General features: G+C 67.2%; 11 protein-coding genes. 9 read left to right on the top strand and 2 right to left on the bottom strand.

What is annotated here, in order from left to right; genetic code table 11:
* Positions 1-78: 78 nt before the first annotated feature.
* Positions 79-1218 carry a LysM peptidoglycan-binding domain-containing protein gene (locus ACFVWR_RS09830; RefSeq protein WP_387210602.1) on the bottom strand — a complete coding sequence of 380 codons (1140 nt, stop codon included), beginning with the start codon at positions 1216-1218 and terminating at the stop codon, positions 79-81.
* Positions 1219-1365: 147 nt separating this feature from the next.
* On the opposite strand from ACFVWR_RS09830, the gene ACFVWR_RS09825 reads away from it, so the two are divergent.
* Positions 1366-1707 (top strand): Rv2175c family DNA-binding protein, encoded by a 342-nt coding sequence (locus ACFVWR_RS09825; RefSeq protein ID WP_387210599.1) that lies wholly within the window; start codon positions 1366-1368, stop codon positions 1705-1707.
* A gap of 12 nt (positions 1708-1719) precedes the next feature.
* On the opposite strand, the gene ACFVWR_RS09820 is transcribed toward ACFVWR_RS09825, so the two are convergent.
* Positions 1720-2838, bottom strand: coding sequence for a polyprenyl synthetase family protein (locus ACFVWR_RS09820; protein WP_387210596.1), 1119 nt, complete (start codon positions 2836-2838; stop codon positions 1720-1722).
* A gap of 76 nt (positions 2839-2914) precedes the next feature.
* Between ACFVWR_RS09820 and ACFVWR_RS09815 the strand changes: the two genes are divergently transcribed.
* From ACFVWR_RS09815 to mraY, 8 genes are all read left to right on the top strand, one after another.
* Positions 2915-3304 carry a DUF3040 domain-containing protein gene (locus ACFVWR_RS09815; protein ID WP_387210593.1) on the top strand — a complete coding sequence of 130 codons (390 nt, stop codon included), beginning with the start codon at positions 2915-2917 and terminating at the stop codon, positions 3302-3304.
* Between the two features lie 239 nt (positions 3305-3543).
* Entirely contained in the window at positions 3544-3975 is a 432-nt protein-coding gene (gene mraZ, locus ACFVWR_RS09810; protein WP_387210590.1) for a division/cell wall cluster transcriptional repressor MraZ, read from the top strand.
* 104 nt (positions 3976-4079) lie between these two features.
* Entirely contained in the window at positions 4080-5045 is a 966-nt protein-coding gene (gene rsmH / locus ACFVWR_RS09805; RefSeq protein ID WP_387210587.1) for a 16S rRNA (cytosine(1402)-N(4))-methyltransferase RsmH, read from the top strand.
* The gene (locus ACFVWR_RS09800; RefSeq protein WP_387210584.1) at positions 5042-5707 is read left to right on the top strand and encodes a hypothetical protein; all 666 of its coding nucleotides are present in this window, start codon (positions 5042-5044) and stop codon (positions 5705-5707) included. Before rsmH ends, ACFVWR_RS09800 begins: the two co-directional genes overlap by 4 nt.
* Before the next feature lie 25 nt (positions 5708-5732).
* Entirely contained in the window at positions 5733-7484 is a 1752-nt protein-coding gene (locus tag ACFVWR_RS09795; RefSeq protein WP_387210771.1) for a peptidoglycan D,D-transpeptidase FtsI family protein, read from the top strand.
* 11 nt (positions 7485-7495) lie between these two features.
* Positions 7496-9040 (top strand): Mur ligase family protein, encoded by a 1545-nt coding sequence (locus tag ACFVWR_RS09790; RefSeq protein ID WP_387210581.1) that lies wholly within the window; start codon positions 7496-7498, stop codon positions 9038-9040.
* Positions 9040-10467 carry a UDP-N-acetylmuramoyl-tripeptide--D-alanyl-D-alanine ligase gene (gene murF / locus ACFVWR_RS09785; RefSeq protein ID WP_387210578.1) on the top strand — a complete coding sequence of 476 codons (1428 nt, stop codon included), beginning with the start codon at positions 9040-9042 and terminating at the stop codon, positions 10465-10467. Before ACFVWR_RS09790 ends, murF begins: the two co-directional genes overlap by 1 nt.
* Positions 10464-11576, top strand: coding sequence for a phospho-N-acetylmuramoyl-pentapeptide-transferase (gene mraY, locus ACFVWR_RS09780; protein ID WP_387210575.1), 1113 nt, complete (start codon positions 10464-10466; stop codon positions 11574-11576). The genes murF and mraY overlap by 4 nt, the downstream gene beginning before the upstream one ends.
* Positions 11577-11579: the final 3 nt, after the last annotated feature.

Below are 11579 nucleotides of genomic sequence, written 5' to 3'. Positions count from 1 at the left end.
GAGAGAGGGACCTGCCGGAACCCTGCAAAACACCGTGAAGGCGTCGGCTGTGATCGGCTTGTGATCATCCGCGGGGCTTCAGCCGACCTGAGCGAGCCAGCTGCGAGCCGAGACTTCCCATTTCGCGTATGCGTTCGGGAAAGCGGAGATCTGCACCGCCTGCGCCGCCTGCGTGACGGTCATCGAGTGCCAGCCGGGGATGTCGAGGAGCCCGCGGGTGCGACCCTTGTTCGGGTTGTTCGCACCACCGAAGAAGGCGCGCGTCGCGTAGGCGGGGTCGAGCACCTGGGCGGGTGTTCCCCATCCCGTGCTCGGACGCTGCTGGAACAGACCGAGCGAGTCGCGATCGCCGTACTGCACGTTGCGCAACCCCGACTCCTGGGCGGCAGCGGCGAGGGCGATGACGATTCCGTCGTCGTCGACGCCCTCCTGCCGGCCGATCTGCACGATAAGCGCGGCGTTCGCGCGCATCTCGGCGGTCAAGGCGACCGGCGCCGAAGACGTCGGCGCAGGAGCTGGAGCAGGAGCGGGAGCCGGCGCGGGAGCCGGTGCAACCGGCGCCGCAGGCGTCGTGGACGCTGCCGTGGCCATGCCCGGAATCGTCACGAGCTGACCGGGGAAGATGAGGCTCGATCCACTCAGCCCGTTGGCGCTGAGCACGGATGCCGTCGCGACGCCGAACTTGGCGGCGATCCCACTGATCGTGTCGCCGGAGACGACCTTGTACTTGGTCACGGAGGGGGCGGGCGCGGGAGCCGGAGCGCTCGGAGCCGGCGCCGACGAGCTCGCTCCGGTCAGCGCGAGAACCTGGCCCGGAAAGATCAGGCTCTTCCAGCTGAGCCCGTTGAGGGCGAGGATGCTCGCGGTCGAGAGCCCGAATCGGCCGGCGATGCCCGAGACGGTGTCGCCCGACTGCACCTTGTACGACGCCGGCGCTGCGGCGGTGACAGTTCTTGCGACAGAGGTGGTCTGCGCGGTGGAGGCTGCACTCTTCGAGAGAGCGACATGCGTCGAGCCCAGTGAGTCGGGGACGGTCTCCTTCGACCGCTCCGCGTCGTCACGGTTCGTGGCGGCCTGCGCCGGCGTGACCAGGTTCAAGGTGATGGCGAGCGAGCTCGCGATGGCGATGGGAACGGTAGCGAACACCGACCTGCCCGACCGACGTGGGCGCTCGACCGAGCCTTCGATGGAGCGGTCCTCGGTTTCGAGCAGCGACATGCGTCCCACCTCCTGCTTGTTGCGAACCTCCACGCTGACACACAATGCATAAGGAGTCAACCAGTGTGACTGGTGTGACTCTGGTTAACATGATCGTAACAAAGCGTGTGGCTCCCGAAGGGCTCCGGGCCGTGGCAGGCTTGTGGTGTGACTGAGCAAGCCCCAGCCCGCGAGTGGCTGACCATTCCCGACCTCGTCGACACCCTCGGACTGGGCGTGAGCCGGGTGCGGCGACTGATCGAAGACAAACATCTCGCCGCCAAGCGCGTCGACGGCGTCCTCAAGGTCCCCGCCGACTTCATCCGCGACGGCGAGCCCGTCGGCGAGTTGCGCGGCACCCTGATCGTGCTCGGCGATGCCGGGTTCGACGAGGACGAGGCCGTCGACTGGCTCATCGAGGTGGAGGAGACCCTCGGCGCCGCTCCCATCGACGCACTGCGTGCCGGCCGAAAGGCGGAGGTGCGCCGGGTGGCTCAAGCCCTGGCCTGAGCCGTGTCGTGATCAGTAGGCCCGTTTGGTGACCGTGCCGGCAAGCTCCCGCAGCTGAGCTCGGGCCTGCGCTCCGAGCGGAGCGGTCTCGATCGCCGCAACCGCGCGGCGAACGTTCTCGGCGATCATCGCCTCGACCTTGTCGACCGCCCCGCTGTCGCGGATGGTCATCTGCAGCGTCTCGATCTGCTGGGGGGTGAGGTCGGGATCGCCCAGGAGTTCGTCCATGGCGGCGCGCGCTCCGCCGGGAAGGGCGTCGCGGGTGAAGGCGATGAGCACGGTGCGCTTTCCCTCGCGCAGGTCGTCCCCACTCGGCTTGCCGGTGATCTCGGCATCTCCGAAGACGCCGAGGAGGTCGTCCCGCAGCTGGTACGCGATGCCGAGCGGCAGGCCGAACGCACGAAGGGCATCCAGTTGCCCGATGGTGGCTCCCGCGAGACTGGCACCGATCAAGAGGGGCGCCTCGATGCTGTACTTGGCCGACTTGTAGACGATGACGCGCTCGGCGCGCTGAAGCTGCGCCGACTCGGGCTGTGCGTTCCAGCCGATCTCCTCGAAGATGTCGAGGTACTGGCCGGCGGTCACCTCCAGTCGCATCCGGTTGAACTCCGCCCGCGCCGCCCGACGCGCGGGAGCGCTGACGAGTTCGCTCAAACCTTCGTCGAACAGCTCGTCGCTCAGGATGAGCAGGAGGTCGCCCAGCAGTGTGGCCGCGCCGGCACCGAAGTCGGCGGCCGATCCGCGCCAGCTGTTCTCCTCGTGCAGAGCGGCGAAGCGACGATGGGCGGACGGGGCTCCTCGGCGCGTGTCGGAGTTGTCGATGATGTCGTCGTGCACCAGGGCGGCGGCGTGGAAGACCTCGAGCGCGCTCGCGACGGAGACCACCGCATCCAGGGGGCCACCGGCGCCGACGGTCGCCGAATCATCCTCCGAGCCGGTCGAGCGCACCGCCTGCCAGCCCCAGAAACAGAAAAGCGCTCGGAATCTCTTGCCGCCGCTGAGAAAATCCCGGGAGAAAGCCTCGATCGGCGAGAGTTCGTCTGCTATCGAGACGAGAATGGATGCACGCGCATCGAGGAACCCATCGATTCTGGTCTGGATCAGGTCGACGAACCGAATGCTTTCTGACACACGCCTAGCCTAGCCACCACGGCCGGGCTACAATCAGCTTCATAACGCCATGAACCCGGGAAAGAGGGGGAAACGGATGCCGCTTTCAGAACACGAGCAGCGCCTCCTCGAAGAGATGGAGCGCAGCCTCTATCAAAACGATGCAGATTTCGTGGCGACGGTGGGTGCCAGACGGGGCAGACCCGCGTACCGCTCCATCGTGCTGGGCATCCTCGTCGCGGTCGTCGGCGTCGGTGTGCTCATCGCCGGAGTCACTTTCCAGATCCCCGTCGTGGGCATCCTCGGCTTCGTCGTCATGTTCGGCGGCGTTCTGATCGCCATCGCGCCGGGCAAGCGTTCCATCGGCGCCGGGCCGTCGGCGGCGAATCCGGCCGCCGGATCAGCCAAGCCGACCAAGGCTTCGCAAGAGGGCTTCATGAACAAACTCAACGACAGGTGGGACAAGCGTCAGGACGGGCAGGGCTAGCCCCTCCCTTTCGCTCCACCGGAGCGGACACCAGGGTCGATCCTCAGGATCGGCCCTTTTTTGTACCCTCGTGCGTGGGCAAGCGCTCCAATTTCCTCCACCAGGGTTTCCCTTGATTTTCCGCGCCCTTTTGACCCCTAATCGGGTCAACTTGGCAGAATGCCGTGTGTTTGTGGATGGTTGTGGAGTAAAGTGGAGTCACACCGCAACCTTGGCCGGAAGAGTGGGGGGAGTCACCGATGTTTCTCGGTACCTATGCCCCCAAGCTCGACGAGAAGGGCCGCATCATCCTGCCGGCCAAGTTTCGGGACGAACTCGCCTCCGGCATCGTGCTCACCCGCGGTCAAGAGCACTGCGTGTACGTCTTCAGTCAGCGTGAGTTCGAATCGCTGCACGAGAAGATCCGGCAGGCGCCGGTGACGAGCAAGCAGGCACGCGACTATCTGCGGGTCTTCCTCTCGGGCGCGAGCGCGGAGGTCCCCGACAAGCAGAACCGTCTGACGGTTCCGCAGACGCTGCGGTCGTACGCAGGACTCGAGCGCGACCTCGTCGTGATCGGCGCGGGAAGCCGCGCCGAGATCTGGGACGCACAGGCCTGGGAGACCTACCTGGCCGAACAGGAAGCAACATTCGCCAACACCACCGAGGAGGTGATTCCGGGACTCTTCTAGCACCTGACGCCCGACTCCCAGCCATTCGCCGCCCTGACACACTTCCCCGGTGCCAGGTCGGAATGGATGGGGATCAGGTTTCAGGAGCCCGACCCCGTCACACCATGACCGACGACGACACGACTCCGCAGATCCACACCCCGGTGCTCCTCGAGCGCTGCATCGAGCTGCTCGGCCCCGCGCTGCAGCAGCCCGGCTCGGTGTTCGTCGACGCGACCCTCGGCATGGGCGGCCACTCGGCCGGGATCCTCGAGCGGTTTCCGGATGTCACGCTCATCGGCCTCGACCGCGATCAGGACGCGCTGGCCATCGCCGGTGAGCGTCTCGCCCGGTTCGGCGATCGGGTTCACCTGGTGCACACGGTCTACGACGGCATCCTCGACGCGGTGCGCGGGCTCGGTTACGACGAGGTGCAGGGCATCCTGTTCGATCTCGGCGTCTCGTCGCTTCAGCTGGACAGGGTCGAGCGCGGGTTCTCCTACTCGAAAGACGCGCCGCTCGACATGCGCATGGACGCGACCAGCGATCTCACGGCGGCCGTGATCCTGGCGGAGTACAGCGAGGCCGACCTGCGGAAGATCTTCCGCGACTACGGCGAGGAGAAGCTCGCAGCGCGCTATGCGCAGAAGATCGTGGAGGCCCGCCAGACACGTCCCTTCGTGCGCTCGGCGGAATTGGTCGACGTGATCACCCGCGCCACCCCGGTGGCCGTGCAGCGACAGGGGCACCCGGCGAAACGTGTCTTCCAGGCTCTCCGCATCGAGGTCAACCAAGAGCTGTCGGTGCTCGAGCGGGCGATCCCCGCGGCCATCGACGCGCTGGCCATCGGCGGGCGACTCGTCGTCGAGGCGTACCAGTCGCTCGAAGACAGGATCGTGAAACGCGAGCTGCAGACGCGCTCGGTCTCGAGCGCACCCGCCGGCCTGCCGGTGGAGCTTCCCGAGCACCGGCCGGAACTGAAACTCCTCATCCGTGGTGCCGAACTGGCGAACGACGACGAGAAGGCGGCGAACCCCCGAGCGACCCCGGTGCGACTGCGGGCCGCTGAACGAGTGAGGAGGGCGTCGTGAGCGGCACTGTGGCGCAGAAGCGTCCTGCGGTCGAGTGGATGGGCCGCCCGGCGACCCGCCCGATCGAGGATGAGCGCCCCCATCACCTCGAAGTCGTACCCACTCGCACGCAGCGGCGGGCCAGGCCTCGGGCCGCGTACGCGATCGTGGCGATCAGTGTGCTTCTGGGCATCGTCATCGCCCAGCTTCTGCTGAGCATCTCGGTGTCGCAGGGCGCCTATCAGCTGAGCTCACTGCAAGCGAAGCAGACGCAGCTGCAGCGCTCGTACCAGGCGGCGTCGGAAGACCTCAACCGTCTCACCTCGCCGCAGAACCTCGCCGCGAACGCGAACGCGCTCGGGATGGTGAGCAACAGCAACCCGGCGTACCTCCGCCTGTCGGACGGCGCGGTGCTCGGCGCCGCGCTCCCGGCCGATGGATCGGCCGGTACGGTCACCGGCGGACAGGGAAATCTCGTCCCCAACTCGCTGCTGGCCGGGGTTCCCCTGGTCACCGCGCCGAAAGCCGCGACCACCGGAACGGCGACGAAGCCGCCGGCGACGAACAAGCCCGCATCGGATGCGCAAACTGGGAATTCTGCAAGCACGGGCGCGGCCGACGGGGTGACGCCGAAGTCGTCCGTACCTTTGGACGGAGCGCTGCCGACACCGGTGACGCACTGACGACGGAACGAGCTCTCACGTGAACATGCGTAAGACGATGCGCCGGCGAACCGCTGTGACGGCGGTGGCCGTTGCGGCCACGGTGTGCATCCTGGGCGCCAGGCTGGTCGACATCCAGGTGGTGCGGGCGGACGAGCTCCAGAAGGCGTCGGTCGACGCGAAAGAGGTCGAGCAGACCCTGCTCGGAGCCCGCGGCAGCATCGTCGACGACAACGGAACCGTGCTCGCCGACACGATCTACCGCTACACGGCGGCGCTGTCTCCCTCCGACGCGATCGGCGTCGGAGCCGACGGGCGTGCCGCGATGGTCAAGGCTGCAGCGAAGATCGGCGCGATCACCGGCCAGGGCGGCGACGCGATCGTCGCGATCATCGACAAGGCGCTGAAAGAGAATCCGAAGTCCAAGTACGCCCTCGTCAAGAAGGGCATGGACGTCGGGATGTTCGACAAGCTCGACAAGCTCCCTTACGGCTGGCTGACGTTCGAGAAGGTGCCGGCGCGAACGTATCCGAACGGCGCCGTGGCGGGGAGCCTGCTCGGCTATCTCTCGGGCGCGGGTTCCGCGCAGGCCGGGATCGAGTCGAGCGAGAACGGGTGCCTCGCCGGCGAGAACGGCGTGCAGACCTATCAGCGGGGCGCAGACGGTGTCGCTATCCCGGGGAGCACCGTGGTGCAGAAGGAGCCGAAGGACGGCGGCACCCTCAAGCTCACGATCGACCGCGATCTCCAGTGGTTCACCGAGCAGACGCTCGCCCAGCAGGTCTCCGCGGTGGGCGCGAAGTTCGGTTTCGTGACGGTGGCGGAAGCCAAGACGGGCAAGATCAAGGCGATCGCCCAGTGGCCGGCGGCCGACCCCAACGACCTCGACGCGACAGACCCGACGTACTGGTCTCTGCTGCCGTTCAGCACGCCGTACGAGCCCGGTTCGACGTTCAAGGCGCTGACCGCGAGCATGCTGATCGACCAGAACAAGGCCAATCCGACCTCGCAGGTGCTCGCTCCGTACCGGTTCCAGTCCGGCCAAGGGGCCGACCTGCACGACTCGGGATTCCACGAGCCCGAGCGCCTCACCCTCACCGGCGTGCTCATGAACTCGTCGAACACCGGCATGTCGATCCTCGGCAGCGCCCTGTCGAACCAGACGCGGTACGACTATCTGCAGAAATTCGGGATCGGCGAAGACACGGGTCTCCCGTATCCGGGGCAGTCCTCCGGCATCCTGAACCCGGTCTCCGACTGGGACGACCAGACGAAGTACGCGACCATGTTCGGCCAGGGCGTCTCGACCACCCAGGTGCAGATGGTGAGCGCCTATCAAGCACTGGCCAACAACGGGGTGCGCGTTCCGCTCACGCTGGTCGAAGGCTGCAAACAGACCGACGGCACCGTGACAGACGTGCCCAAGCCCAAATCGACCCAGGTGGTCTCCGCGAACGCGGCCAACACGACGCTCGGCATGATGGAGTCGGTCGTGACCGATGGCGAGCTGGCGGGCAAGCTGGAGATACCCGGATACCGCATCGCCGCGAAGACCGGAACGGCCCAGCAGCCCGACGGCAAGGGCGGCTACCTTCCGTCGTACTACGTCTCGGTGATGGGTGTCGCGCCGGTCGACGATCCGCAGTACGTCATTTCGGTCAACCTCGGATACCCGACTACGCTTACTTCGTCGGCAGCCGCCGCTCCGCTGTTCCACACGATCATGAGTCAGGTGCTGAAGACCTTCCGGGTGAAGCCTTCCACGACCAGCCCGGCCGACTACCCGCCGTACTACTGAAAGTGAGCCCCGTGACAGGACCGGCGCCCTCTTCTCTGCGCCCCGAGCATCCCGTCGCCCGTCCGCTCGCACAGCTGGTGGCGGAGTTCGGGTTGGCTTCTCGAGGCGACCTCGACGCCGTCGAGCTGACCGGCGTCGCCCTGGCGACGACCGCGATCGAGCCCGGCGACCTCTACGTCGGGGTGCCCGGCCGCAACGCGCACGGCGCGAGCTTCGCGGCGAAGGCGGCCGAGAACGGAGCCGTCGCGATCCTCACCGACGAGGAGGGCGCCGACCTCGCGGTCGACTCCGGCCTGCCGATCGTGGTGACCCAGGATGCCCGCGCTGCCCTCGGCGCCGTCGCGGCCTGGATCTACCGCACCGACGAGAACTCGGCGACCCTGTTCGGGGTCACCGGCACCAACGGCAAGACCAGCGTCGTCTATCTGCTGAACGCGATCCTCGGCCAGCTGGGCGTCGTCTCCGGGCTCAGCTCCACCGCCGAGCGCCGGATCGGCGACACGGCCATCACGAGCAAGCTCACGACACCCGAGGCGAGCGAACTGCACGCTCTGCTCGCCCGGATGCGCGAGGAGGCGGTGCGCGCGGTCGCCATCGAGGTCTCGGCGCAGGCGCTCAGCCGTCACCGGGTCGACGGCATCGTGTTCGACGTCGTGGGTTTCACGAACCTCAGCCACGACCACCTCGACGACTACGCAGCGATGGACGACTACTTCGCGGCGAAGCTCGAGCTCTTCCAGCCCGACCGCGCCCGCCGCGGCGTGGTGACGGTCGACTCCGACTGGGGCCGTTCCCTGGTCGAGCAGTCCCGCATCCCGATCGCCACGCTCTCCACGTCGGCCAGCGCAGACGCGGAGTGGGTCATGACGGTCACCGAGGAGACCGTCGACCACACGGCGTTCGTGCTGGAGGGGCCCGACGGCCGCAACCTGGCGACGCGTGTGCCGTTGCTCGGCGCGTACATGGCGGCCAATGCGGCGCTGGCGATCGTGATGCTCGTGGAGTCGGGTTACGACCTCGACGCGATCGGCGCGGCTTTGGAGCGCGACGGCGGCATCGACGCGTTCATCCCCGGTCGCGCGGAACGTATCTCGGGCGACGAAGGCCCGGTGGTGTTCATCGACTACGGCCACAGCCCCGACGCCTTCCTCTCGACCCTCGGCGCGCTCCGCAAGGTCTCCGACGGCAAGATCGTGATGGTGTTCGGCGCCGACGGCGACCGCGACACGACGAAGCGCACCGACATGGGTGCGATCGCGGCGCGTGGCTCGGATGCGGTCGTGATCACCGACTTCCACCCGCGCTGGGAAGACCCCGCGGCCATCCGCGCGACACTGCTCGACGGTGCGCGCGGCGCTGTCCCCGACATCGAGCTCTACGAGATCGCCGACCCGCGTGCGGCGTTCCGCAAGGCGCTGTCGCTGGCGGGCGAGGGCGACATCGTGCTCTACGCCGGCCCCGGTCACGAGGACTATCAAGAGGTGGCGGGCGAGCGCATCCCCTACTCCGCGCGCGAAGACGCGAAGCTCGCGCTGCGAGAGGCGGGGTGGCTCTGATGATCGCGATGACCCTGGCCGAGATCGCCGCGGCGACCGGAGGAGAGGTGCTGCTCGACGGCACCGACGCGACCATCGAGACGGTGGTCGACGGACTGTCGACGACCGATTCCCGGGAGGTCGTGCCCGGAACCATCTTCTTCGCCAAACCGGGTGAGGTGACCGACGGCCACCTCTTCGTTCCGCAGGCCGTCGCAGCCGGAGCGGATCTCGTGGTCGTCGATCACCCGCTGGAGAGTGCCGATTGGGAGCGGGTCGTTCCGCAGCTGGTGGTCGCTGACACGGTGGTGGCACTCGGCGACCTGGCGACGGAGGTCGTGGCCCGCGTTCGCTCTGCCGGTGACCTGCAGGTCGTCGGCGTGACGGGCTCGAACGGCAAGACGACGACGAAGAACCTCCTGCGAGCGATCCTGGAGAACGTCGGGCCGACGATCGCGCCCCGCGCCTCGTTCAACAACGAGGTCGGCGCCCCGGTCACGATGCTTCAGGTCACCGAAGAGACCCGGTTCCTCGTTGCGGAGATGGGCGCCAGCGGCATCGGCGAGATCGCTCGGCTGGTGCGGATGGCGCGCCCCGACATCGGCATCGTGCTGAAAGTGGGCCTCGCCCACGCCGGAGAGTTCGGCGGCATCGAGATGACGCTCGCGGCGAAGACCGAGATGGTCTCCGATCTGCTCGACACGGATGTCGCGGTGCTCAACCTCGACGACCCGCGCGTGGCGTCGATGGCGGACAAGACCGTCGCGCGCGTGCTGTGGTTCGGTCTGGACGAGCACGCCGACGTGCGCGCCACCGCAGTGGTGTCGAGCGCTCAGGGAACGAGCTTCGAGCTGCACCTGCCGAACGGCGAGTCGCGGCCTGTGCGGTTCCGCGTGCTCGGCGAGCACCACGTCATGAACGCCCTGGCCGCGGCCGCAGCCGCCCACACGCTCGGCGTCCCCATCGACGACATCGTCGTCGCGTTGCAGACTGTGCAGCGGGCCGAACGTTGGCGGATGGAGGTGATGGGCGGAGCCCGCGGGGTGACGGTCATCAACGACGCGTACAACGCGAGCCCGGATTCGATGTCCGCCGCTCTCAAGACGCTCGCCCAGATCGCCGAACCCGGCGGGCGCACCGTCGCGGTGCTCGGCGAGATGAGCGAGCTCGGCGAGTTCTCCGGCGAGGAGCACGACCGCATCGGTCTGCTCGCCGTCCGTCTGGGCATCGACCAGGTCATCGTCGTCGGCCCCGCCGCGCGCCGCATGCACATCTCGACGATCAACGAGGGGTCGTGGGACGGCGAGTCCCTCTACTTCGACACGCCGGACGCGGCGTACGAGCACCTCGAAACGGCCCTGAAAGCCGGGGACACCGTGCTCGTGAAATCTTCGAACTCGGCCGGCCTCCGCTTTCTGGGTGATCGACTGGGAGAATTGTTCTCGTGAAAGCTCTGCTCACGTCCGGTGTGCTGTCGATGGCGTTCTCGCTCTTTCTGACCCCCGTGTTCATCCGGCTGTTCCGCAAACTGCAGTGGGGGCAGTTCATCCGCGACGACGGACCTCAGAGTCATCACGCCAAGCGCGGAACGGCGACCATGGGCGGCATCATCGTCATCCTGGGTACGCTGTTCGGCTATTTCGTCGCGCTGCTGCTGACCGGTGACGAGACCAGTGTGTCCGCCCTGCTCGTCCTGTTCCTCATGGTCGGGCTCGGAATCGTCGGATTCATCGACGATTTTCTGAAGACCCGCAATGAGCGCAGCCTCGGTCTCACGGGATGGGCCAAGGTCGGCGGCCAGGTGATCGTCGCGACGGTGTGGGCGCTGATCGCGATCCAGTTCCCCAACGGCAACGGGGCGACGGCGGCCTCGATGAGCGTGTCGCTCATCCGCGATCTCCCGATCGACTTCATGTCGATCACGAAGTTCGGTGCGATCGGTGTGATCGTCGGTTACGGCCTGTACCTCATCTGGATCAACTTCATCGTCGCGGCGACGTCGAACGGCGTGAACGTCACCGACGGGCTCGACGGTCTCGCCTCCGGGGCCTCGATCCTCGCCATCGGCGCCTACATCATCATCGGGTTCTGGCAGTCCATCCAGTCGTGCACAAACGCCGGGCTCCTGCCCGAGAACGTGCCGAAGTGCTACGACGTGCGCGATCCGTTCGACCTGGCGATCGTCGCCACGGCGATCGTGGGCGCCGTCGTCGGCTTCCTCTGGTGGAACACCTCGCCCGCGCAGATCTTCCTCGGCGACACCGGCTCGCTCGCCCTCGGTGGAGCGGTCGCCGCGCTCGCCATCCTCAGCCGCACCGAACTGCTGCTCGTGCTCATCGGCGGTCTGTTCGTGATCGAGGCCGGATCGGTCATCGTGCAGCGGGCGTACTTCAAACTCACGCACGGCAAACGTATCTTCTTGATGAGTCCCATCCATCATCACTTCGAGTTGAAGGGATGGGCGGAGGTCACCGTCGTCGTGCGGTTCTGGATCATCGGCGGTCTGCTCGTCGCGGCCGGCGTCGGCAGCTTCTACCTCGAGTGGCTCGCCACGTGAGCG

This window comes from Leifsonia sp. NPDC058292, from assembly GCF_042880955.1.
Lineage (GTDB): Bacteria > Actinomycetota > Actinomycetes > Actinomycetales > Microbacteriaceae > Leifsonia.
This window is presented reverse-complemented; position numbering and strand designations above follow the sequence as displayed.

Coding starts and splice junctions, on each gene's coding strand:
- ACFVWR_RS09830 (WP_387210602.1), bottom strand. CDS start 1,218: ATGTCGCTGCTCGAAACCGAGGACCGCTCCATCGAAGGCTCGGTCGAG.
- ACFVWR_RS09815 (WP_387210593.1), top strand. CDS start 2,915: ATGCCGCTTTCAGAACACGAGCAGCGCCTCCTCGAAGAGATGGAGCGC.
- mraZ (WP_387210590.1), top strand. CDS start 3,544: ATGTTTCTCGGTACCTATGCCCCCAAGCTCGACGAGAAGGGCCGCATC.
- rsmH (WP_387210587.1), top strand. CDS start 4,080: ATGACCGACGACGACACGACTCCGCAGATCCACACCCCGGTGCTCCTC.
- ACFVWR_RS09795 (WP_387210771.1), top strand. CDS start 5,733: ATGCGTAAGACGATGCGCCGGCGAACCGCTGTGACGGCGGTGGCCGTT.
- murF (WP_387210578.1), top strand. CDS start 9,040: ATGATCGCGATGACCCTGGCCGAGATCGCCGCGGCGACCGGAGGAGAG.